The organism is Bradyrhizobium sp. Kon69 (assembly GCF_055807515.1).
The window spans coordinates 107,368-130,639 of record NZ_JBVVOS010000002.1 but is presented as its reverse complement, the minus strand read 5'-3'; the positions used below and the strand labels follow the sequence as shown (position 1 = coordinate 130,639).

Genomic DNA, 23,272 nt, shown 5'->3' with positions numbered 1-23,272 from the left:
TCTGGCGACGGCGGGCTTTCGTCCCACCGGCCACGCCGCTCATTCCGCTGCTGCGATCTGTCCGAGCTCCACCACCTGGCGCTCGAACAGGCCGCGATAGATGCCGCCGGGCTTGGCCGCGAGCCTGGCATGGGTGCCTTGCTCGACGATCTCGCCGCGGTCGAACACCAGGATGCGATCGAGGCTCTTCACCGTCGACAGCCGGTGCGCGATCACGATCGAGGTCCGGCCTCTCATCAGCCGCTCCATCGCCTGCTGGATCAGCGCCTCGGATTCCGAATCGAGGCTCGAGGTCGCTTCGTCCAGGATCAGCACCGGCGCATCGGCCAGGAAGGCGCGCGCCAGCGCCACGCGCTGCCGCTCGCCGCCGGAGAGCTTGACGCCGCGTTCGCCGACCAGCGTGCCGTAGCCCTTGGGCAGGCGCACGATGAAGTCGTGCGCATTGGCCAGCCGTGCCGCCTGCTCGATCGCCTCCAGGCTGGCGCCGGGCCGGCCATAGGCGATGTTCTCGGCGAGCGAGCGGTGGAACAGGATCGGGTCCTGCTGCACGATCGCGATCTGGCTGCGCAGCGAATGCTGCGTAGCCTTGGCGATGTCTTGCCCATCGATCAGAACGCGGCCGCCGGTGACGTCGTAGAGCCGCTGCACCAGCTTGACGAAGGTGGTCTTGCCGGAGCCGGAGCGGCCGACGAGACCGACGCGTTCGCCGGCGCGGATCGTGACCGACAGTCCGTCATAGAGCGGCGCGTGATGGCCGCCATAATGAAACGTGACGTCGTCGAACACGAGCTCGCCGCGCCCGATCGCGATCGGCCGCGCGTCCGTCGCGTCCGCAATCCCGATCGGCTCGTCGTGGATCGCCACCAGCTCCTCCATGTCGTTGACCGAGCGCTGCAGGTTGTTGATGTGCATTCCGACGTCGCGCAAATAGGCATGGATGACGTAATAGCTCGTCAGCACATAGGTGACGTCGCCGGGCGAGGCCCGCCCCGACACCCACAGCAGCACGGCGCCGCCGATCACGGAGGCGCGCAGGGCCAGCAGTACCGAGAGCTGCGCCAGATTGGTGTAGTTGTAGCGCAGCCAGGTCCGCCGCACGCGCACGCGCCAGCGGTTGACGACGCGGGCAAGCCGCGCATCCTCGCGCGTCTCCGCGCCGAAGGATTTCACCACCGCGTTGCAGGTCAGCGCATCCGCCAGCGTGCCGCCGACCTTGGTGTCCCAGGCATTGGAGATGCGCGCAGCCGGCGCGATGTAGCGCGTCGAGAACAGCACCGTCATCGTGACATAGATTAGCGCGCCGAGTGCGATCACAGCGCCAAGCGAAGCCCAGTGCAGGCCGAGCAGGATCATCGACCCGATCAGCACCAGCAGCGACGGCGCCAGCGCCATCAAGATGGTGTCGTTCAATAGGTCGAGCGCCCACATGCCGCGGGTCACCTTGCGCACCGTGGATCCCGCGAAGGAGTTGGCGTGCCAGTCGGTCGAGAACCGTTGCACGCGCATGAAGGCTTCCTGCGCGACCTCGGACATGATCTTCAGCGAGAACGGCACGATGGCCTGGAGGCCGGTCAGCCGCAGCACCATGGACGCTGCGCCCAGCGCCACGATACCGCCCAATGCCATCAGCGCCGCGTGACGCGCGGCGGGATCGGATGGACCGCGCGTCAGGGCGTCGACCAGATGTCCGGAGAAGACCGGCATGAACAGGTCGGCGATGGTCGCACCCAACAAGCCGCCGGCCACGACGAGGGTACGCCCCGGCTGCTTCAGCCAGTGCCGGAACACGAAGGGCAGCACCACGCGTATCGCCGCGGGCCTTTTTGACAGAGCGGTCATGGCATCATCCGGCCGCTTATGCCGCGGGCCGGCTCCATTGATGGACGCAGGCCGGCCGCGAGGGCCGAGACGGCGTCACTTGAAGTTGGGTTTGACTTGGGAAGCGGAGCGATCGGGACTGGAAGCCCAATCGAAGCTGGCGGAAGAGGCCTCTAGGAGGCCGAGCAGATACCGAGCCAGAACATCATCGAGCGCGGGCGTGCGATCTGCGAATGCGACGAAATCATGCAAATCCTCCCGGTTCGATGGAATGAGGTGCGCTTTATAGATGTGTCAGTGGTGATTTGCAACGGGGCTCGCGCGAGATCACGCACGAGTGTTGCAAATTGGTGCGCGTCGCCGCGCGCTCCTCCGTCATGCCCGCGTAGGCGGGCCAGTACGCCGCGGCACCTCGGCTCTATCACAGCCTTTTCGGAATACTGGATCGCCCGGTCAAGCCGGGCGATGACACCGAATAAGTGGCTGGCTTAATGCGCGTCGCCGCTGGCGCCGAACGGCGAGGCCGGCTTCTTCAACAGCGTGACGAGCAGGGTGAGGCCGAGATAGAACAGCGTCAGGATGAAGAAAGCATCGCCGAAGCCCATCACCACGGCCTGGCGATGCACGAGTTGGCTGAGCTGCTTCATCGCCATCAGCGTGGAATCGCCAAGCCCCTGGAACTTCTGCATGAACATGGTCAGGGTTTCGGTCGCGGTCGCGTTGCCCCAGGTCACGCGCTCCTGCAGGCGCGTGATGTGCAGGTCGGTGCGGTCGTTGAGCACGGTGTTGATGACGGCAAGGCCGACGGCGCCGCCGAGATTGCGCATCAGGTTGAAGAGGCCCGAGGCGTTCTTCACCCGGTCGGGCGCCAGCGTGCCGAGCGCGATGTTGTTGGTCGGCACCATCGCGAACATCATGCCGATGCCGCGCAGGATCTGCGGAATCAGCAGCTCGTAGAAATCGTAGTCGCGCGTGATCCAGGTCATCTGGTAGGAGCCGAGCGCGAACACGACGAGCCCGAACGCGATCATGTAGCGCATGTCGTACTTCGCCATGAGACGGCCGACCACCGGCGCGACCAGGAACATGGTGATGCCCGAGACGAACATGGTCTCGCCGATCATCAGCGCGCTGTAGCCGCGCACTTCCGCGAGGTAGCGCGGATAGATGTAGGTCAGGCCGTAGAGGCCGATGCCGATGCAGAACTGAAGGACGCAGCCGATCGCGAAATTGCGGTTGGAAAAGGTGCGTAGATTGACGATCGGCTCGGCCGCAGTGAAGACGCGCCAGAAGAAGGCGATCGCCGAGATGCCGCAGATCCAGGCGCAGATCGCGACAGAGGGGTCCTGCATCCATTCATATTGCGGGCCTTCCTCCAGCACGTATTCCAGCGTGCCCAGGAAGCCGGCCATGAACAGCAGCCCCCACCAGTCGAAACGATCGAGCAATTCGAAATGCGGCTCGTCGAAATCGACCAGCGCCAGCACACCGATGGTGATACCGATGCCGGGCACGATGTTGATGAAGAACAGCCAGTTCCAGGACATCAGGTCGGTGATGTAGCCGCCGACGGTCGGTCCGATGGTCGGAGCCAGCGTCGCGACGAGCCCGATGATGGGACCGACGATGTGGAATTTGGTGCGCGGGAAGACGGTGTAGGCCGAAGCGAACACCGTCGGGATCATGCCGGCGCCGAGAAAGCCTTGCAGCGCGCGCCAGAGGATCATCTCCTCGATGGTGGTGGCGAAGCCGCAGAGCAGGCTCGATACGGTAAAGCCGGCCGCCGAGATTGCGAACAACAGCCGCGTGCCAAAGGCGCGCGACAAGAATCCCGACAGCGGAATCGCGATCACTTCGGCAATCAGATAGGCGGTCTGGACCCAGGAGACCTCGCTGGAGCTTGCCGACAGGCCGGCCTGGATTTCACTCAGGGACGCCGAGACGATCTGGATGTCCAGGATCGACATGAACATCCCGAACACCATGATGATGAAAGCGAACAGCCGCTTCGGTGCGATGCGCTCCGAAGCGGGGTCCGCCATCATGGCAGGTGAAGCGGTCGTGGCATTCGCCATGGTCTGACCTCGCGGCGCAGGCGCGCTACTGCGGATGGATCATGGTGGCGTCGTCGAGATCGACCTCGCTGTCGGCGTCGGCCGCGCCCTTGTTGGTGTCGACGGTCGCAGTGACCGACATGCCGGCACGGAGCAGGTTTTGCTTCGCGACCGACTTCGGCACGCGGATGCGGACCGGCACGCGCTGCACGATCTTGGTGAAGTTGCCGGTGGCGTTGTCAGGCGGCAGCAGCGTGAACACCGAGCCCGAGCCCGCCGCGATGCTGTCGACGACACCGGAGAATTTGCGCATGCCGTAGGCGTCGACCTTGATCGTCACCGGCTGACCGGGGCGGATGCGCTTGAGCTGGGTCTCCTTGAAATTGGCGTCGATATAGACGTTGTCGAGCGGCACGACGTTGCCGAGCCGCTGGCCTACCGCGACGAAGTCGCCGGCACTGACGAGGCGGTTCGAGAACGTGCCGTCGACCGGCGCGCGCACCGCGGTGAAGGCGAGATCGCGTTCGGCCTTGGCCAGCGTGGTCTTGAGCTCGGCGAGTTGCGCCTGCGCTTCGGCCTGCTGCGCCTTGGCGACGTCGACATTGCTGAGCGCGACCTCGTAGGCGGCCTGCGCAGCCTTGACCGCGGCGGCGCCCTGGTCGCGTCCTGCTTCGGAGCTCTCGAAGGTGGCGCGCGAGGCAAACCCCTTGTTGCTCAGCGCTTGCTGGCGCTCATAATCGAGGTCGGCGCGCTTGAGGCCGGCTTCGGCGGAGACGAGCTGCGCTTTGGCCTGTGCGACCTGGCTGTCGAGTGCCGCGACCTGGCGGCCGATGCGATCGATGGTGGCCTGCTGGGTCGCGATCCTGGTCGCGGCGGCGTCGACCGCGATCTTGTAGTCGCCGTCGTCGATGCGGAAGACGATGTCGCCGGCGCGCACCGTCGTGTTGTCGCCGGCGAGGATCGAGGAGACGTGGCCGGCAACGCGCGCGCCCAGCATGGTGTTGTTGGCGCGGACATAGGCGTCGTCGGTCGCGATGTAGAAGCGGCCGACCAGCGTGTAATAGCCGGCATAGCTCGCGGCCGCGAGCGCCAGCACCAGCCCTACTCCCATCATCACGAACTTGCGCTTGCCGGATTTCGGCGCGCCGGCGGCGGCGGGCGCCTCTGGGGCTGCGGCCGGCTTGTCGGTCACGGGCGTCTCCGGCGCCTCGCTGGGGCGGCGCTTGGTTTCCTCGGCCACATGGGAGCGCAACTGCTCGGCGAGAGCTACAGACGTCTCGGTGGCAGCGTCACCACCCGCGGGCGTCGGCGTCTCCACGGCGTCCGGGCGAAGGACGCGCGCAGCCTGGTCTCTCACTACGGCCATGAAGGCCTCCCCAAAAAAAGCGCGATGAGGACGGCCGCCGTGCGGCCGGGTCCCTCTCGCCGATCCCAAATATCATTGACCGAACCGTTCGGTCAATATAGATAATATTCCCGGGCAGAGCCTACTGGCCCGAATCCTTTATTTCGGTTTCATGACCCTCGACCGATGCAAAAACTTTCCGAGACCCTGAACCAATGGTTGTAGCCGGCCGCGAACATCTGCACGTCATCCAGGAGGAGGACAGCTCCAAACGCCGCCAGATCCTGGACGGGGCCCGCAAGGTGTTCATGGATCTCGGGTTTGACGGCGCCAGCATGGGCGAGATCGCCCGCGCGGCGCAGGTCTCCAAGGGCACGCTTTACGTCTACTTCGCCGACAAATGCGCGCTGTTCGAAGCCATCCTCGAGCAGGAGGCGCTCCAGCACGGACAGGTCGCGTTCAATTTCGATCCGGCACGCGATGTTGAAACCACGCTGAAGGATTTCGGCCGGGCCTACAACCGTTTGCTGTGCCGGCCCGGCGGCGGATCGGCGATCCGCACCGTGATGGCGATCGCCGAGCGCATGCCCGATCTCGGCCGCCGCTATTATGCGCGGGTGCTGGACAAGTCCATCAACCGCCTCTCCGACTATCTCAACACCCATGTCGCCTCAGGCGATCTCGCGATCGACGATTGCGACCTTGCGGCGTCGCAGTTCATGGAACTGTGCAAGGCCTCGCTCTTCCTGCCCTTCGTCTTCCAGGCTGCGCCCGCGCCGTCGGAAGAGCGCATGAGCGAAGTCGTCGACAGCGCGACACGGATGTTCCTGGCGGCTTATCGGGCGAAGTAGCCGCAAGCCGGGCCTGCGTTGCAGGCCGCTCCGGCGGCATTATATTTGCGCTCATGTCCCGTGATCTCCGCCCGCCCGTCGATATCCTCCATTACGAGATTGTCCAGGAACAGGCCTCCGCCCTCGGACGGATGGGCCGCACGCTCGAACAGGCGCTGACGCGCTTGCGCGAGTTCGACGCCGCCCATGCCCTCCCGGAGGTGCCGGCCGCGATGCAACCAGCCAGGCGCAAGCTGGTGATGGAAGCCGGCTACGCGCTCTGGATGTTCGTGGTGCAGCGTGAGGCGACCGGCCTGCGCGACAGCCGCCACATCATGCGGACCTACAACGTCCCGGCCGAGGTGCAGCTGTGCATGGGGCTGGTCCCAGCACCGTCGAAGTCGGGCTGAAAATGATTTTCGACGGCGCCGGAATACGTGAAGAACAGGTACCGAGAACCGGACATATGCGGTGCAGCGATAACCGGCTTTGCCGCTGGAAAGCCTGATCCGTCTTGCGCTTATGCTCCGATTGCGCGGAGCGCCTTATAGCCCGCGGCAACCGACGCCATAGATTTGATTCTTCCGTCTTCGAGCGCTTTAATCACTTCCTGCAGCGACATCAATACAACTTCGACTCCTGACGCCTCTTCCAATTCGTCAAGGCGTTGCCTGCCTGTCAGCGCACATCCGCTCGCAAGGAAAATATGCACTAGATTCGAATTCTTGGTTGAATCGTCAAAGCAAGTTCCGAGGTCGATCATGTCGCTCGGCGAATAGCCGGTCTCTTCTTCAAGCTCCCGCGCTGCTGCCGTCATCGGTGATTCCGACTGAAAGGTGCCGGCCGGGAATTCCAACGTGATTGCCTGCACGCCATGCTTATACTGCCGAACGAGGATAAGATCGTTTTCTCTTGTGAGCGGGACCGCAATAGCCACATTAGGCCGCTGCGAGACAAAGTAGTCGTCAACAACGCGCCCATTGGGCAATTTAACGGTGTCTCGCCGGAGCTTATACCAGCGGTGGTCGAAGGCCATTTCGCTCGACAGTAGTGTCCAAGGCTGAATCAAGAGACCTTCCTCGCTGGTGAGATGGCCGTTTGAGGTTAACTGGCCCGTTCCGGCGCTGGCAACTCCAATTCGTCCTGCACCGCGTATAGCAGATTCAATCGCCTGAGCCAGACCGTGCGTGAATCTGGCAATCGAGTGTTCGCCCGCATTGCGCGAGCCGCGCCATGTCCGAAGTGGGAAGGCTGCCCATCATGCTCAACGCGGGAGACTTCCGTCTTGCGCCGGTAGCTGACCTTAATGAGTACACGACCTAGTCGGTCACCTGCTTCCGTAACGCAGCGAGATCGTTGACGACCATCTTGGTCGGGCCGGTCCAGATGATGCCGTCGTCCTGGAGGCGGCTGAGGATCAGGCTGATCGACTGGCGCGTCGCGCCGATCATGCGCGCGAGATTGGCCTGCGTGATGCGGCCGAGCGAGATCGGGCCGCTCTCGTCCTGGGCCGCGTTCTCGCACAGCTTCACCAGCAGCAGCACCAGCCGTTCCGCCGCCTTCTGTCCCGCCAGCGTCTGCGCCAGCATCGAATAGGTCTCGCCCTTGAAGCCGAGACACTCGATCAGCGCGACTGCGAACGACGGCGACTGCGCGATCAACCGGCGAACCGCGTCCTGGTCGAGATGCAGTGCTTCGACTCGTCCCAGCGCGCGGGCCGACCAGCTGTGGCGGTGATCGCCGAGGATATAGGGTGCGCCGACGAAGTCGCCCGCCTCCCACGTCGACAGCATCAGTTCGCGCCCCTGCGTGCCTGCATGGGTGCTTTCGACGATCCCGTTCAGGATGATGTGGACGCCGTTTGCGGGCTCGCCCTCCCGCAGCAGATATTCGCGGTTCTGGTAGGTCGCGAGCCTGCCGGTTCGCATCACCAGCTCCAGATCGGGCTTGTCCAACGCCTTCAGCACATAACGTCCGGTCCCGGGCCGAGGCAGTTCGGCGCGCGGCTCAGCTGGATCGGCCACCTCATGCGCATCGCTGCGCCCCACGATCGGTCTCCCTTCGAGTGACGGCTCGAAGGCTAGGAGGTCTCCGCTCAGATTGCAACGCGGCGCAGAAGTTCGGGCTGGGCCGAAGCCTCCACGAAAGCGCAAGCCAGATCGGTGAGCAGGCGCTCCCGGCCGGCCGGCGCCAGGAACGTGACGCCATAGGGCACGCCGGCTGCGGTGATGGCGTTCGGAACGGCGATGGCGGCCAGGCCCAGCGGGTTGGCGTAATTGGTGTAATAGCCGTTGTTGAAGTTGGCCGTCAGCGGATCGCGCGCGACGTCGTCGATGCTCAGCACGGTGCCGACCGTCGGCACGATCAGCGCATCGTGATCTTGCCAGAAATCGCGCAGCGAACGCTGGACCTCCCTGACTTTGTAGAGCGCACGATAGGCGTCCGCCGCCGTGAACTTGCGGCTGCCGATGACGAGGTCGCGCACGATCTTCACGCCCGCGTCCGGGTTGGCGTCGAGGAATGCGCCGACCGAGACGTCCCGTTCGGCGAGGAACGGTCCGAAAAACATCAAATCGTTGACCGAAATGAACGGCGCGAAATCGACCGATGCGACCGACAGATCGAGCTGCCGCAGCTTGCGCAGCCCAACGCCGAACAGCGCCTCCGTCTCCGCATTGCCAAAGAACCTGAGCTGATCCGGACGCGGCGTTGCGATGTTGAGCGGCCGCGCTGGAGATGCCTGCTCCGTCCATCCGGCGAAAGCTTCCGGTGAAAAACAGTCCTCGACATCGCGCCGCGCCAACACGCGATAGATCTCGTGGCCATCGCGGGGGTCGCACGTGTAGAGCGAGATGGTATCAAAACTACGGCACGCGTAGACCATGCCGCGCTGACTGAAGGCGCCGGGCGCCGGCTTGAAGCCGGTCACGCCACAATAGGACGCCGGCACCCTGCCCGATCCGCCGGTATCGGTGCCGAACGCAAAGGACGAGGTGCCTGTTGCGACCGATACCGCGGCACCCGAGCTGGAGCCGCCGGGGATGTAGTCGGGGTTATGCGGGTTACGGGCGATGCCATAGGGCGAACGCACGCCGACGAGGCCGGTCGCGAACTGATCCATGTTGGTTTTGCCGAGATAGATCGCGCCGGCGGCGATGGCGTCGGCGACCACCGGGCTCGTTGCTTTCGCGGTGTAGGCGAATTCCGGGCAGGCCGAAGTGGTCTGCTCGCCGGCCACGTCGATACAATCCTTGACCGAGAACACGAGGCCGTAGAGCGGCAGCTCGCCGATCTCGGCAATGCGACCATCGAGCGCGCGGGCCTTCGCCATGACGCCTTCGGGATTTGCCGTCGAGATCCAGACGCCGCTCTGGTCGGCGTCGTCAAGGCGCGACAACACATGCGCGGCGACATCGGACGGCTTGAGCTCACCGCTGCGATAGGCGGCGCGGAGGCGGCGAGGTGCGAGATTCATGTCGGTCACGTGCTTGCAGGAATTGGCAATGTACCGGCGAGGCAAGCCCGCCGGCACCGACGCTAGCGGCCGATCACCTTCTCCAGATAGGCGGGCTGAATGAAGGCTTCGAAGTCCGCGCGCGGCAGCAGCTTCGGCAGGCGTTCCTGCTTCACCAGGAAATCGGCGGTCGAGATCAGGGTGTCGACGAACTTGCCCTTTTTCGCGGATGTGCCGAGATATTCCTCCGTGAGCTGCTTGTTACAAGGGATCATCCCGGTGCCCTTCATCATTCGCAGCGCGTCCTCGATGGGCAGCGAAAGCTCTTCCGCGATGATCTCGGCGGTCTTCTCCGGGTTCTTCAGCCAGAAATCGATGCCTTCGCATTCGGCCTTGATGAACTTGTCGACGTAGGACGGATACTTCTCCGCAAACGCGTTCATGACGACGCCGATGTCCCAGGTCGGGTAGCCGCGCTTGGCCATCTCGCCCGAGGTGACGAGGATCTTGCCGCCGTTCTTCACGGCCTTGCCAAGATTTGGTTCCCAGAACCAGGCCGCGTCGATGTCGCCGCGAAGCCAGGCCGCCGCGATATCCGACGGCGCGAGGTCCAAGATCTTCATCGAGGCGGGATCGACACCCTCGTCCTTGAGCGCCTGGAGCAGGAGGTAGTGTGTCGTGGAGCCGAACGGCGCCGCCACCGTCTTGCCCTTGAGGTCCTTGAGCGAGGTGATGTTCTTGTCGGTGCGAACCACCAGCGACTCGACATAGTCGAGCATGTTGATCACCAGGATGCCCTTGATCGGCAGGGCGCGCGTCGCGCCGATCGCGGTCGGCGGGTTGCCGAGGCCGCCGAAATCGACGTCGTTGCCGGCGATCGCGCGCAGCATGTCGCCGCCGCCGCCGATCTTGACGTATTTGATGTCGACGCCCGGCATCTCCTTGGCGAGCAGGCCAAGATGCTTGGTGACCAGCTGCGCATTGACGAGGTTCAGATAGCCGACGGTCACCTTCGCCGGCTTGTCCTCGGCGCGGACTGCGGCCGTGAGCACCAGCGTGGTAACCGCGAGCGTCGCAATCAGTCTCTTCATCATGGAGGTCTCCCCTAGGATCAGGATTGGATTCAGGCCCACGGCATCAACAATTTGGCGATGCCGCGCATCATGAGATCGAGCACGACGCCGGTGAGGCCGAGCACGATCAGCCCCATGATCACGATGTCGGACAGCAGGAATTTTGCTGCGTCCCAGATCATCCAGCCGATGCCGGCGGAGGCCGCGACGATTTCGGCAGCGACGAGAACGGTGTAGGTGAATCCAAGCGAGATGCGCATGCCGGCGAGAATCAGCGGTCCCGCCGCCGGCAAATAGATATGGAAGAGCAGGTGGCGCCGGGTCGCGCCGAGCGACTGGGCGGCGCGCACATAGACCGGGTCCACGCTGGTGACGGCCTGGATCGTCGAGATGACGATGCCCGGCAAACCGGCAAGAAACAGCAGCGACAGCTTCGAGCTCTCACCGATGCCGAGCCACATCACCAGCAGCGTATAAAGTCCGAGCGGCGGCAGTGGCCGGTAGAACTCGATCAACGGATTGAGCAGCGCGCGTGCGTTGCGCGACACGCCCATGAGGACGCCGAGCGGGATGCCGATCAGGCAGGCCAGCGTGAAGGCGGTGAGGATACGATAGAGGCTTGCGCCGAGATGCTGAAGCAGCGTCGCGCCCTGATATCCCTTCGTCATCGTCTTGACGAACGCGGCCCAGACCGCCTGCGGCTTCGGCAGGAACAGCTCGTTGGCCCAGCCCATCTCCGTGACGATGGCCCAGCCGGCCAGCAGCACGGCGACGGTCAGCGTCGAGAGCAGCACCGATCGCGAGACCTTCGGAAGCCGCAGCCGCAAGCTGCCGCGTCGCGTGCGATCCGGCGAGATTGGAATCGTCATGTGGGTCGCCTCGACGCTCATGTCCGCACTCCCAGGATCTGCATGATGGTCAGCGCGTAGATGCGCGTCGCCATCACCGACTTGGTGATCGAGATGTTCTCGTTGTCGACGGCCCAGCCGTCTTCTCCGGGACCGAACGTCACCGCATTGATCCCGGCTTCGCGGAAGCGGATCGTGTCGTTGAAGGCGTTCTTGCGGTTGACCCCGGGCTCGCGGCCCATCAGACGCCGATAAACCGCGCGGAGGGAGCGGCAGGGCTCCTCCTCGACCGGCACCGGCTCGGTCGCGTTGACGAACAGCGAGCCCGGCACCTGGCGCACCTCCACCTTGACGTCGTTCGCGCCGGCAAAAGTGTCCCGTCCGAGGCGCTCGATATCCGCAATCACACTCGATAGCGTCATGCCGGGCACGATGCCGACCACGGCGAGGGTGATGGTGCAGGCATCCGGCGAGAACTGCATCTCGCCGGGCAGGCCGGACCGAATGCGCACCACGGCGCAGCAGGGCGGCGTGTGTCCCATGAACTTGCTGGGGACATGCGTGAACGCCATGTCCTTCAGCTTCGGCAACAGCTTTGCCGCTTCCATGATGGCGTTGACGCTGATGTCCGGTCGCCAGATGTGCGACTTGATGCCGTGAACGGTGAGCTCGATCAGGCAGTGGCCGGAATTGGCCACCGACAGGTTCATGCCCCAGTCCTTGTTGACGTCGCCCCAGGCGGTCGGCTCGGCGGTGATCTCGTAGTCGGCGGTCAGGCCAACCTTGTTGAGCATGTAGATGGAGCCCTCGGTGCCGTTCCGCTCTTCATCGACGGTGTAGCAGCACATCAAGGTGCCATCGAACTTCACACCCGCTTCGGTCAGGGCCTGCACTGCGAGCAACGATGCAGCGAGATTTCCGCGCGTGTCGGACGTGCCGCGCGCGTAGAGCAGATCGCCATGGCGCGTCGCCTTGAACGGATCGAAATCCGTCATGTGCCATTTCTCGGGCTCGACGGCCGGATAGGTGTCGAGGTGATCGTTGAGAATGAGCGAGGGGGCGCCGTCCCGTCCCTTGAGCACGCCGAGCACGTTCGGCCGGTGCGGCTGCGCGCTGTGCTTGGTGACCGCCATGCCGAGCGCTTCGAGCTTGCCCGCGACCAGCATCGAAATCGCCTCTTCCTCGGCGGGCGGCAAATCGGGATCCAGCGGATTGCCGGAACGGGGCTGGCCGGTGCGGATCAGCTCGGACGCGAGTTCAAGCCAGCGCTCCTCCGTGATGCGCGACAGCACGCGCTGTTCGAGATCCGAATAAGGAGGGCTGACAGGCATCTGCATGACGGGATCCGCTGGCTCACGGCGCCGGCAGCGCCGCTTCGTGGCAGCCTCCTCATTGCAGCGACTGTGCCAACTGCCGAAAAAGCCCGCGGCAGCACAATTGTCTTTCTGACTTCAATGGCTTAGGCGAAATTTGCGCGTGCGCAAATTTTTGCGCCCGAGATGTGCTCTGCCGAAGACACGGTGTCAGCTGAACAGGCAAGGCTCAGCGCGAGCCCGGCGGGCGTGGGATCGTAGCCCGCATGGAGCGAAGCGGAATGAGGGAACGCCTTCCCGGATTGCGCTGCCCGTAATCCAGGCTACGGGCCATGCGCAATCAATCGTCGGCGTACTCGTCCTCTTCGTGTTTTCGCGCCATGCTCTTGCGCGTACCCAGCGAGCCGGTCACGGAGGGATCTCGCGCATTCGCATAGGGATTGCGCCCGCCCGCTCGCGCGGCGACCTCTTCGCCGGAGACGGCGGCGGGCTGGCAGATCAGGCGGCGGCTGGCGCGGCGCATCAAATCGACGTGGATGTGATCGTAATGATAGACGTTCGACCCCGGCGCCAGCACCGTGGTGAAATGCACGCACGCGCCCGACTGCACGTCGCGCAAGAACCCCTGCTCCTCCGGCATGCCGCGCCAGCCGTCCTTCACGGTGACGCGGCGGCCGTCGGCGAGCACGAAGGCGGCGATGTCGAGCGCATTGCCGAAGGCGTGCTCGGAAATATGGGCATGCGAATTGCCGTTCATGCCGCGGCAGGAATAGGCGGAGATCTGCTTGATCTCCGCGACGCGGCTGCCGAACCAGCGCATCGCCGAGGGTTGCACGGTGTCGGCAAGCCAACGGTCGAGCTCGGAGACGATCGGACAGGCCAGCGTCGCAACCGGCTTGATCGCGACAGGGCCGACGGCGGTGACGGGATCGCCCCGTGCCGGACCTAGACGCGGCGGCGGCTGCTGCGCGGGCGCCTGCGAGTACGGCGCCGGTCGCGCTGGATAGCTCGGCGCATTCATGTAGCGCGACGCGCCCGCGGCATCGGTACCCTCGGGCGGCAGATCGATCTCGTCTTCCTGCTGCGCCACGCCGGGCGCGTTCAGAGGCATTGGACCAGGCGAGGCGCCATAGCCGGACGGCTGGCGCACCGCGCTCTCGGGATAGTTTGAGCGTTGCGGATAGTTCTGGCTCTGCGGGTAATTCGATCGTGGCTGGGTCACCGGCCAGCGCGGCTGGTTGCCGATGCTCCCGGGCGGTCGCAAATCCTCATCGGCAAAGCCGTAGCTGCTCGAGCCTTCGCCGAGGGCGGCGACCTTGAGCGGAAACTCCGCGCCGCACATGCCCGGCCCGGAGATCGGGTCGATGCGAACGAGATCCGGCCCTTCTTTCACCGCGCCCGATTTCAGGCATGCGGCTTCGGCCTCGGCCCGCCACGGTTCACGTTCGGCCTGGAAGACGCCGCGTCCGCAACCCGCTAACGAAACAAGGACGATGGAGCCGACGAGATACAAACGAACTCCGCGCGTCATGCACGCACGTTCGGTGAATTTACTTAAAGACTCTTCAACGTGTTGATTTCAGTGTTCTTTAACCATGTCGGCCCACGCGCGCATAATGCCCTACCGGTGACGAGTGACAGCAAGGCTGACTTTTTCGGAAAGCGACTTTCTGTTAACCATGACGTTCTCGCGCAAGGCGGCGCGAGCAGCGGGAGCGACCTCATGACGTTCGCCGGGAGACTGAGCGTTATCACCGCGTACCTCGCCATGGCCTTTGTCGGTGCGATCGTGCTCGGCATGATCTAGCGGCTTCAGCCGGAGCTATCGAACGCTTCCCTTACGACCGCGCGCTCCACTGCCGCGACGTCGTGATCAGCTTCTCCGGCCGCTCTTCGGCTCGCGTCCAGTCGTTTCCGGAACACCAGAAGCGGCCGACTGCGCAGGCTTCGACGTGAAGTTTGCCGGAGCTCTTCAGCGTCATCGTCGCATAATAGGTGCTGCCGCTGGAGCGACTGTAGATGTTGCCGGTCCAGACGTCGTGCGTTTTCGGTTTCATGTTGACGAGCACGCTCTCGCCCCTGGTCGATGCTTCCGTCAGCGCGAAGCCGCACAGTGCAGGACCGCAGCGTTCGATGCGGACCGTGCCCTTGGCGCCTGCGCTTTCCCATTCGCCGAGCGGCAAATAAGCGAGTTCGTCGTCGCTGCGCTCAGGGCTCGTCACCCCCTGCTCGAGCACCGGCCTTGGCGCAACGACGGGCGCCTCCATGCGCGGCGGATCGAGCGCGACGGTATTCGGCGGATCCATCCGCGGTAGCTCGACCCGTGGCGGATTGGAGCTTGGCGCCGGCGGCAGGACAATTGGCTGCGACGTCGTCGAGGCAAGGACAGGAGCCGCCGCCGGTGGAGGCGCGGCCACGATGGCTGGCGCCGGCCTGACCGGAGCCACGGGATAGAGCGGCTGCGGCGGCGGTAGCACCGGCGTCGGCGCCGGTGTCGTATCGACGTCCGGCCGAAAGCTGCGTTGGGAGGAAACCGAGACACAGGAAGCCGATCGGCAATTCCTGGGCGACTCGACCTGGAATCGATGACCGCCGATCGAGAATGCGTAGGACCCGGCCTCGGCTGCGGGCGCAATCGCCAGCAGCGCGATCAATGTGCCAAGCGAAGTCACAAGCCGCATCATCGGCGCCTCCCTCTGTGTGGCGACGAGGTTACGCGGATGGAATCGCGACTGAATGTGCGCTGCGTCACCCAGCGGCGGTGAGCCGTTGTGACGTCCATCACAGAACGTCCGGCCAGCCCGGCGTAGGGTCGAACCACGTTTCATCCACCCGCGACTTCAGTCCCATCGGGACCCACACATTCTTCGGAGGTTGTCATGAACAAGCTCACCATCGCCGCCACCGCCCTCTTCCTCGCGTCCACCGCCGCCGCGCATGCTGGCAATGCGATCTCGTTCCAGATCGAAGGCCAGAACATCCGCATCGAGACGCCGCGCAACTGTGCCTCGCTCAATTGCGTGACCATCGTGGCGCCGGGCTTGTCGGACAAGCCGATCAAGCTGAACAGCATCAACCTCAAGGGCCTTGGCTCCAAGGACGACGACGTCGACACCACGCCGGCTCCGGCCACGACCGCGCAGCCGGCGCCGGTGCAGCAGCAGCCCGTGCAGCAGGCCCCGGTGCAGGCGACCGCGCCGGCAGCGCCCTCTATCGCGGCGCCGAGCACGACGGTTGCCGCTGCTCCGTCCGTCGGCTACGACGCCACGACGCAGATCGCGCCCGTTGCGGCTCCCGCTGCTGCGCCCGCGCCGGTCGCGGTTGCGCCGGCCCCCGCTCCGGCTCCGGTCGTCGCCGCGCCTGCACTGGCCGCCAACACACCGATCGGCGTTTGGGCCACCGAAGAGAACAAGGGCAATGTCCGCGTCGAACAGTGCGGCGTCAATCTCTGCGGTTACGCCGCGAAGACCAACGAGCGCATCCTGATCAACATGAAGCCCGACGGCGCGAAGTGGAGCGGCCGCATCCACGATCCCGACTCCGGCCGCAACTACGACTCGACGATCGCGATGAAGGGCCCGAATGCAATGCGCGTGCAGGGCTGCGCCTTCGGCGGCATGTTCTGCGGCGGCCAGACCTGGAAGCGCGTGAGCTGACGCTGACGCGGTCACACGGTATACACCACTCTTCGTCATGCCCGGGCTTGTCCCGGGCATCCACGTTCTTACTCCCGCGCTTCAAGGCTGGATGGCCGGAACATGACGGTGGAGAGGCTTGGCCACAAACCAGCATCGCGGACCGTTTGAACCTTCACCGCCGCCGTGCGATAGACATTCATCCGCCATTCACCTGCATCAGGATGATATCGGTCGATCTCGCCTCGCGTTTCTCACCGGGACTCTTCGTGACATTTATCGTGGCCTGGCGCCGCTTCATGTTCGCGCTTGTGCTGCTGGCGTTGCCGCCGGCCGGCGCCAGCGTTGCGTTCGCATCCGATGCGATCGAGCTTGCGCAGGCGCAGCCAGAAGCGCAGCCGTCGCCCGCCCCCTCGCCGACGCCATCGGCTTCACCCGCTCCCGCGACCGAGGCGCAGCCCGCCGCCGTCGAGCCGATCGGCAACGTCGCGACGGTGACGGGCATCGCGACCGTGATCCGCGACAAAAATTCCTATCCGCTGCGCGTGCGCGACGACATCTATCTTAACGACGTCGTGCAGACTTCGTCGAACTCCTCGCTCGGCATCACCTTTGACGACGCGACCACGTTCAATCTCTCCGCCGGCACGAAGATCACCATCGATACTTACGTCTACGAGGACGGCGGCAAGCAGAACGCAGGCATCTTCGACATCGGCAAGGGCACGGTCGCCTTCGTCGCGGCGGCGGTGGCAAAGACCGGCGACATGAAGATCACGACGCCGACGGCGACGCTCGGCATCCGCGGCACCACGGGCGTCGTCGACGTGCCGGAAGGCACGGCCGCGAACAAGACCAACAACGTCAACATCAAGCTCTATCCCGACGCCGACGGCCGGGTCGGACACATCGACGTCGACGACCGCGCGAGCGGGACGCGGCTCGGCGCGCTGACGCAAGGCGCGAGCGGTTTTGCGATCCGGCCGGGCGCAGCCGCGGCCGGCGTCATGCGCTTTGCCGCGGTGCCGATCACGATCGCACCACAGCAGATCGCGCGCGACCGCGGCTTCGTCAGCCAGGTGCATCTGGCGCAGACCACGGGCCGGCAGATCGTCACCGAGCAGCGCGACTTCCGCCGCGCCAATCCGGCCGCGAGCCCGCGTATTCCGCGACCGTTCCAGCCGCCGCAACAGCAACAATTGCGGCCGAACACGGCGCCAGGACAACAGCCACAACAGCCGCAGCGGCCGAACGGTCAGCCCGGTCAGAACAACCGTCCGGGGACGCAACAGCCGGGCACGCCAGGCCGTCAAGGCGCGCAGCCGCCGCAGCGGCAGGGTCAAGCGCCGGGCCAAGGCGGCGCCGTGCAGCCCGGTACGCCGCGCGCGGGTCAGGGTCAGCAGCAACAAGGCCAGAAGCAAGGCGCGGGACGTCCGGCAGGCCCGCCGCGCGCCGGTCAAGGCACGCAGCCTGACGGCAGGCCACACAACCAGCCGCAGCGCGGTGGACAGATTCCGACGCAGCCCGGCGGAGTCGGGCCGCCGCAGCCGGGCGGAACGCAACCGCAGCCCGGTCCGCAGCCGCAACTGCCGCGCACCGGCATGCAACCCGGCCAGCCGCCCGCTGCTCAACAGCCAGGCATGCAGCGCCCGGGCGGCTTCCAGCAGCGCCTCCCCGCAGCACAACGCCCCGCAGCGCCGCGAAGGCCAGCGCCAGTTCCGAAGGAGAAGGAGCGGCGGTGACTTCTTCCTTCTCCCCTTGTGGGAGAAGGTGGCGCGAAGCGCCGGATGAGGGGTCGCTTCAGCGAACTCAACTGCAACAGATTCGCGCGCCGAGAGAACCCCTCACCCGTCTCGCCGCTTCGCGGCGAGCCACCCTCTCCCACAAGGGGAGAGGGGAACTGTCAGCGCGGCTCGACGGCGATGTTGCTAAACTCACGCCTCGCCACGTAGCCAGGCTTTCATCTTCTGCAACAGACCGTGCCGCAACTCGCCCACCGAGGCCGCTTCAGCTGGTCTCAGTGTCTGCAAAGCTGCATCGACATCGTCGGTTGCCAGCGTCGGCTCGGGCGCAGGCGAGGATGCAAGCCCCGCCGCCGCAAGCGCGATCGGGCCTACCTGGGTCAGGAACGCGCGCTCGTCTTCGCGCGACAGGCGCGCGAGCGCTTTTTCCAGCGTCAGCCAGTCGACGGCCTTGATGTCGTTCATCAGCTTGCGGACGGGACCGCCCCCGGCCTCCATCCGCCAGAAATGCACGACCTTGGAGCGGCCACCGGACTGATAGACGAGCGTGCCCAGAAATTCGTGGATGGCGACGTCGTGGCCGGTCTCTTCCAGCACCTCGCGATGCGCGGCTTGCTTCGGCGTTTCGCCGTCGTCGAGCTTGCCCTTGGGCAAGACCCATTCGTTGCGCTTGCGCTGGCGCACGACGGCAATCAGCGGCGGCGCACCTCGCCGCAGCACAATACCACCCGCCGCCATGACCGGCGCCCGTGCCATCACCCAATCCGTCGTGGTCGAAACGTCCCCACGAACGATATAGGCGGCCGAGGCGCCGGATTGAAGGCTAGTTTTTTCTCAGCAGCGCTTGACCCGCGCGAATGCGCGTGCCTTCGGCGATGCCGTCGCAGAAGGTGAAATCGCCGGGCGCGAGGATGATGATGGTCGAGCCATGCTCGAACCAGCCGAGCTCCTCGCCCTTGCTCACGTTGACGTCGCAGGGAAAATTGACCGGCCCCCTCGTCTGCGCATTCAGCACCATGTCGAGGAAATGCAGACGGATGCTCGCAACCAGGATCGCGGCGACCGGCACCAGCGTCACCGCCTCGCCGGTCGCCAGATGCGTCCGGATCACCGCGCGCTCGTTCTTGCAGAACAGACGCTCGACTCGCTTCAGCGCGATCGGGTTGACGTTCCAGACATCGCCATGGATCAGCGTGACGCGCTCGATATGCGCGTCAAACGGCGCGTGGAAGCGGTGATACATGCTCGAGGTCAGCCGCAGCGTGACGAAGGAGCCGTTGCGGTGCTGGTCGACCAGCACGGAGTCTCCGAGCAAATCGAGCAGCGAGTACGGCGCGCCCTTAACCTGGAACAGCTCGGTGTCGGCGATCCGGCCATGGGCGCCGACGATGCCGTCGGACGGGCTGGCGACGATGGAGGGGTCCGGATCAAAGGGTCGCAGGCCGGGCTTGAGTTCCCGGGTGAAGCAGTCGTGCAGACTCCTGAAATGGGTCTTGCGCGCCTCCGTGAGATCGAGGTCGGAGAACAGCTTCCACAGCGCGATGGAGCCGTCCCGCACCAGCGGGTTCTCGATCTTGGAGAACCAGCCCATGAAGCGGGTCAGCGCGGCGCGGGGGATGCGGTTGGTCAACAGGAAGTTGAGGTGTTCCTGCTGGGTGAAAGAGGCGATGAGGGCTTTGACTGTCATGAATCTGTCAGCTCGCAGTATTAGCGCTTGTTGTCATGGAAACGACACTCCCGATTCTTTCTTTGTCCGTGGCCGCCGCAGCGTCCGCTGCCGCCGCCTTCCCGAAAATCAAGGCGCGGATCGAATTGTCCCGCGCCAAGCACCGCTCGCTCGCCGGACATTCCAAGATGTCCCGCCGCGTGGCCAAGCTGCTTCCGTTCTACGAATTCGAAGGCGATGCGTACTTCGCCTGCGACGGCGCGCCGGCGAATGTCGCAACCCAGCGCAAGGACGCCTTCTTCCGTCTCGCAAGCCTCTATGCCGAGCGCTACCCCAAGGGCCGCGCGATGACGAAGGAGGCGGCGGAGAAGATTTCCGATCTGCATTTCACCGAGACCTACCGCGTGCCGTTCCAGTTCTCGCGTCTCGTTCGCGAGCATTTGGGCACCTCGACCTTCGTGGAGTCGTCGCGCGGCGTCACCGTCACGGATGTCGACGGCAACACCTCCTACGATCTCACCGGGTCCTACGGCGTCAACATCTTCGGCAACGACTTCTACAAGGAGTGCATCGAAGGCTCCGAGAAGCGCGCGCACGCGCTCGGACCGGTGCTCGGCCCCTACCATCCCGTCATCCTCGAGAACGTGGCGCGGCTGTGCCAGATCTCGGGCCTCGACGAAGTGTCCTTCCACATGTCCGGCACCGAAGCCGTGATGCAGGCGGTGCGGCTTGCGCGCTACCACACCAAGCGCACCCATCTGGTTCGTTTCGCCGGCGCCTATCACGGCTGGTGGGGCGACGTGCAGCCCGGCGTCGGCAATCCGATTCCCGCGCACGAGACCTACACCCTCGCCGAGATGTCGGAGAAGACGCTGCACGTGCTGCGGACGCGCAAGGACATCGCCTGCGTGCTGGTCAACCCGCTGCAGGGCCTGCATCCGAACGGCAACGCGCCCGGCGATTCCTCGCTGGTCGACAGCTCCCGCGGCGGCAGTTTCGACCGCGCGGCCTACACCGAATGGCTCAAGCAGCTGCGCGAGGTGTGCACTGAGCGCGGCATCGTGCTGATCTTCGACGAGGTGTTCGTCGGCTTCCGTCTCGCCGCCGGCGGCGCCCAGGAGTATTTCGGCATCAAGGCCGACATGGTGACCTACGGCAAGAGCCTCGCCGGCGGCCTGCCGGTTGGCGTGGTCTGCGGCAGACGCGAGCTGATGCGCCGCTTCAACGACGATCGCCCCGCCGACATCTGCTTTGCCCGCGGCACCTTCAACTCGCATCCCTACGTCATGACGGCGATGGACGAGTTCTTGAGCCGGCTCGCCAGCCCGAACTTCCGCGCCATCTATGACGGACTGGACGCCACCTGGAACGGCCGCGCGCAGAAGCTCAACCAGATGATGGAGGGCGCTGACCTGCCGGTGCGGTTCGCCAACTTCTCCTCGATCTGGACGGTGAAATACACCACCCCGTCCCGCTACAACTGGATGCTGCAATATTATCTGCGCGCCGAGGGCCTGGCGCTGAGCTGGGTCGGCACCGGACGGCTGATCTTCAGCCTCAACTACACCGACGCCGACTTCACCGAAGTCGCCGAGCGCTTCGTCCGCGCCGCCGAGAAGATGAAGGCCGACGGCTTCTGGTGGCACGACGGCGTGCTCACCAACAAGACCATCAAGCGGCAGATCCTGAAAGAGATGCTCGCCAAGCGCCTCGGGCGCTGAGGTTCTTCCTTCCACCACGGTCAGTCCGGGGCACAGCCTCTCCTGTCCCTCTCCCCGCTCTTCGCGGGGAGAGGGTCGGGGTGAGGGGCTGCTTCCGCAATCACGGTGCGAGCTCGACTCGCGAAGGGCCCCCCTCACCCGAATTTGCGCGACGCGCAAATTCGACCTCTCCCCGCACGCGGGGAGAGGTGAAGGAAGCACCGCGTTCGCGGCTCCCAAGACGTGGATGCCCGGGACGAGCCCGGGCATGACGTAGCCAATCGACATCGGAGTAGCTTGTGAGAAAAGCGCGCTCAGGCGTGCTGCTCTTCGAGCGTGGGCTCGCCGATGAGGCCCAACGTATGCTCGGGCTTGAGGTGCAGGCCGGGGTCCATCAGCTCGCCGCGCATCAGCGCCAGCGGCGCGTTGCGGTAGAGCATCAAATCGTGGAAGGGGTCGGTCAGGATCTTCGTCATCCAGACGAGGCCGGTCTCGACGTCGCGGATGAAGAACAGGTGCACCGTGCGGAACATGAGACCGCCGCCGCCGACCACGAGCCAGATCTTGGCGACCTGCCGCATGAAGTCGGTCGCGCCCACCCAGGGCGTGAACAGTCCGAACAGCGTGGGATCGACCAACAGGACCACCGGGGACAGCGCCCAGATCGACATCAGCACCACCTTGCGCTGAAGGTTGTAGCCGACCTTGATCTCTTCCTTGTGCTCGTGCGTCGCCTGGTTGATCTGGTCGTAGCCGTGCGGCTCGAAGAAGAAGTGACCCGCCTGGCGCGAGGTCATCGAGACCAGCCAGCCGACCAGCGCCGAGACCATGGGATCGACGAACAGCCAGACATAGGCGAACAGGAAGCTCAGCGCGCTGACGAAGTGCAGGCTCTGATTGATGCGGCTGTGGTGATAGTAGCGATGGTCGTCCCAGCGCTGGATCCGCAGCTGCTCGAGATAGTTCTTGATCATGCTCTTCCCCAAATGCTTTCGGGTTCAGGATTTACAGAGATTCGATGTAGGCCGTGTGACATCATCATTTTGTCATGTGACGATGTGCAGCGACGCGGTGACGCACGCGAACGGCGGCTCACGCCGCCTTGGCGACGTCGAGCTTGCGGAAGCGTACCAGCGAGAAATGACCGAGCGGCGGGATCAGGCGGCGCTCGGCAAGCTCGATGCCGTTGGCACCGGCCAGCCATTTGGCGTAACGCGACCAGGCGAACTCGGCGGTGCGGAAGCCGAGCGGACGCACCACCGGCTGCAGCTTCTGCTCGATGAAGCGGCGCATTCCGGTGTCGGCGCTGACGCGGGTGAGGATGATGAGCTCGCCCCCCGGGCGCAGCACGCGGGCGAATTCGTCCAGCGCGACTTCCGGGTTCGGCACGGCCGTGACGACGTATTGCGCCATCACGACGTCGAAGGAGTTGTCGGGGAATTCGAGCTTCTCGGCATCCATCACCGCGAGGCCTTCGACGTTGTTCAGCTTGCCCTCGGTGACGCGCTGGCGCGCCTTGTCGAGCATCGCCTCCGAGATGTCGGTGCCGAAGATGCGCAGATGCGGCGCGTAGAGCGGCAGCGAGATGCCGGTACCGACGCCGACCTCGAGCACCCGGCCGCCGATCTTGTTGGTGGCCGCGATCGCGGCCTGCCGGCCCTTGGCGAACACGCCGCCGAACACGAAATCGTAGACCGGTGCCCAACGATCATAGGCCTGCTCGACCGTGCCACGGGTGAGGTCGAGCTGCTGGGTGCCGTCAAGGTTCATGATCTTAGCCATCGATGAGGTTCT

The 23,272-nt window shown here is 64.9% G+C and carries 21 protein-coding genes; 6 read left to right on the top strand and 15 right to left on the bottom strand.

All coding sequences use genetic code 11. The features are described from left to right. Positions 1 to 39 precede the first annotated feature (39 nt). The 3 genes from AC0L3U_RS02885 to AC0L3U_RS02875 all read right to left on the bottom strand — a co-directional run bounded on the left by AC0L3U_RS02885 (position 40) and on the right by AC0L3U_RS02875 (position 5,238). A complete protein-coding gene (locus AC0L3U_RS02885; protein WP_473360610.1) occupies positions 40 to 1,839 on the bottom strand; it encodes an ABC transporter ATP-binding protein in 1,800 nt (599 codons plus the stop codon). Between the two features lie 467 nt (positions 1,840 to 2,306). Further along, the gene (locus AC0L3U_RS02880) at positions 2,307 to 3,893 is read right to left on the bottom strand and encodes a DHA2 family efflux MFS transporter permease subunit (protein ID WP_473360609.1); all 1,587 of its coding nucleotides are present in this window, start codon (positions 3,891 to 3,893) and stop codon (positions 2,307 to 2,309) included. Between the two features lie 25 nt (positions 3,894 to 3,918). After that, positions 3,919 to 5,238 (bottom strand): HlyD family secretion protein, encoded by a 1,320-nt coding sequence (locus tag AC0L3U_RS02875; protein ID WP_473360608.1) that lies wholly within the window; start codon positions 5,236 to 5,238, stop codon positions 3,919 to 3,921. A gap of 194 nt (positions 5,239 to 5,432) precedes the next feature. Here AC0L3U_RS02875 and AC0L3U_RS02870 point away from each other — a divergent pair, with 194 nt between their 5' ends. Then, positions 5,433 to 6,068, top strand: coding sequence for a TetR/AcrR family transcriptional regulator (locus tag AC0L3U_RS02870; RefSeq protein WP_247401820.1), 636 nt, complete (start codon positions 5,433 to 5,435; stop codon positions 6,066 to 6,068). Positions 6,069 to 6,121: 53 nt separating this feature from the next. Continuing rightward, positions 6,122 to 6,457 (top strand): DUF6665 family protein, encoded by a 336-nt coding sequence (locus tag AC0L3U_RS02865; protein WP_473360607.1) that lies wholly within the window; start codon positions 6,122 to 6,124, stop codon positions 6,455 to 6,457. A 110-nt stretch (positions 6,458 to 6,567) separates the two neighbouring features. Here AC0L3U_RS02865 and AC0L3U_RS02860 read toward each other — a convergent pair whose 3' ends face one another. From AC0L3U_RS02860 to AC0L3U_RS02830, 7 genes are all read right to left on the bottom strand, one after another. Continuing rightward, positions 6,568 to 7,116, bottom strand: a complete 549-nt coding sequence (locus AC0L3U_RS02860) for an NUDIX hydrolase (RefSeq protein ID WP_473288579.1) — start codon at positions 7,114 to 7,116, stop codon at positions 6,568 to 6,570. A 250-nt stretch (positions 7,117 to 7,366) separates the two neighbouring features. Continuing rightward, positions 7,367 to 8,095, bottom strand: coding sequence for a Crp/Fnr family transcriptional regulator (locus AC0L3U_RS02855; RefSeq protein ID WP_354170833.1), 729 nt, complete (start codon positions 8,093 to 8,095; stop codon positions 7,367 to 7,369). 47 nt (positions 8,096 to 8,142) lie between these two features. Next, entirely contained in the window at positions 8,143 to 9,522 is a 1,380-nt protein-coding gene (locus AC0L3U_RS02850; RefSeq protein ID WP_473360606.1) for an amidase family protein, read from the bottom strand. Between the two features lie 62 nt (positions 9,523 to 9,584). Next, positions 9,585 to 10,595 carry a taurine ABC transporter substrate-binding protein gene (locus AC0L3U_RS02845; RefSeq protein ID WP_473360605.1) on the bottom strand — a complete coding sequence of 337 codons (1,011 nt, stop codon included), beginning with the start codon at positions 10,593 to 10,595 and terminating at the stop codon, positions 9,585 to 9,587. A gap of 29 nt (positions 10,596 to 10,624) precedes the next feature. Then, positions 10,625 to 11,464, bottom strand: coding sequence for an ABC transporter permease (locus AC0L3U_RS02840; protein ID WP_473360604.1), 840 nt, complete (start codon positions 11,462 to 11,464; stop codon positions 10,625 to 10,627). Next, positions 11,461 to 12,759, bottom strand: a complete 1,299-nt coding sequence (locus AC0L3U_RS02835) for a M20 family metallopeptidase (RefSeq protein ID WP_473360603.1) — start codon at positions 12,757 to 12,759, stop codon at positions 11,461 to 11,463. Before AC0L3U_RS02835 ends, AC0L3U_RS02840 begins: the two co-directional genes overlap by 4 nt. Before the next feature lie 316 nt (positions 12,760 to 13,075). After that, entirely contained in the window at positions 13,076 to 14,266 is a 1,191-nt protein-coding gene (locus AC0L3U_RS02830) for an extensin-like domain-containing protein (RefSeq protein ID WP_473288574.1), read from the bottom strand. Between the two features lie 39 nt (positions 14,267 to 14,305). Between AC0L3U_RS02830 and AC0L3U_RS02825 the strand changes: the two genes are divergently transcribed. Next, the gene (locus AC0L3U_RS02825) at positions 14,306 to 14,542 is read left to right on the top strand and encodes a hypothetical protein (protein ID WP_473360602.1); all 237 of its coding nucleotides are present in this window, start codon (positions 14,306 to 14,308) and stop codon (positions 14,540 to 14,542) included. Positions 14,543 to 14,573: 31 nt separating this feature from the next. Here AC0L3U_RS02825 and AC0L3U_RS02820 read toward each other — a convergent pair whose 3' ends face one another. Beyond that, a complete protein-coding gene (locus AC0L3U_RS02820; protein WP_473360601.1) occupies positions 14,574 to 15,419 on the bottom strand; it encodes a DUF2147 domain-containing protein in 846 nt (281 codons plus the stop codon). A 195-nt stretch (positions 15,420 to 15,614) separates the two neighbouring features. Here AC0L3U_RS02820 and AC0L3U_RS02815 point away from each other — a divergent pair, with 195 nt between their 5' ends. Together AC0L3U_RS02815 and AC0L3U_RS02810 are read left to right on the top strand one after the other, a co-directional pair. Beyond that, complete coding sequence (locus AC0L3U_RS02815) at positions 15,615 to 16,391, top strand: DUF2147 domain-containing protein (protein WP_473360600.1); 777 nt, start codon at positions 15,615 to 15,617, stop codon at positions 16,389 to 16,391. 203 nt (positions 16,392 to 16,594) lie between these two features. Next, the gene (locus AC0L3U_RS02810; RefSeq protein WP_473360822.1) at positions 16,595 to 18,112 is read left to right on the top strand and encodes a FecR family protein; all 1,518 of its coding nucleotides are present in this window, start codon (positions 16,595 to 16,597) and stop codon (positions 18,110 to 18,112) included. Between the two features lie 192 nt (positions 18,113 to 18,304). Here AC0L3U_RS02810 and AC0L3U_RS02805 read toward each other — a convergent pair whose 3' ends face one another. Then, positions 18,305 to 18,868: an NUDIX hydrolase gene (locus AC0L3U_RS02805; protein WP_473360599.1), complete on the bottom strand. Its 564-nt coding sequence runs from the start codon at positions 18,866 to 18,868 to the stop codon at positions 18,305 to 18,307. Positions 18,869 to 18,935: 67 nt separating this feature from the next. Then, entirely contained in the window at positions 18,936 to 19,799 is an 864-nt protein-coding gene (gene asd, locus AC0L3U_RS02800; RefSeq protein ID WP_473360598.1) for an archaetidylserine decarboxylase, read from the bottom strand. A gap of 35 nt (positions 19,800 to 19,834) precedes the next feature. Between asd and AC0L3U_RS02795 the strand changes: the two genes are divergently transcribed. Beyond that, the gene (locus tag AC0L3U_RS02795; protein ID WP_473360597.1) at positions 19,835 to 21,499 is read left to right on the top strand and encodes an aminotransferase class III-fold pyridoxal phosphate-dependent enzyme; all 1,665 of its coding nucleotides are present in this window, start codon (positions 19,835 to 19,837) and stop codon (positions 21,497 to 21,499) included. 293 nt (positions 21,500 to 21,792) lie between these two features. Here AC0L3U_RS02795 and AC0L3U_RS02790 read toward each other — a convergent pair whose 3' ends face one another. After that, positions 21,793 to 22,452 carry a hypothetical protein gene (locus AC0L3U_RS02790; protein ID WP_456768385.1) on the bottom strand — a complete coding sequence of 220 codons (660 nt, stop codon included), beginning with the start codon at positions 22,450 to 22,452 and terminating at the stop codon, positions 21,793 to 21,795. Positions 22,453 to 22,570: 118 nt separating this feature from the next. Beyond that, positions 22,571 to 23,260 carry a class I SAM-dependent methyltransferase gene (locus AC0L3U_RS02785; protein ID WP_473360596.1) on the bottom strand — a complete coding sequence of 230 codons (690 nt, stop codon included), beginning with the start codon at positions 23,258 to 23,260 and terminating at the stop codon, positions 22,571 to 22,573. Positions 23,261 to 23,272: the final 12 nt, after the last annotated feature.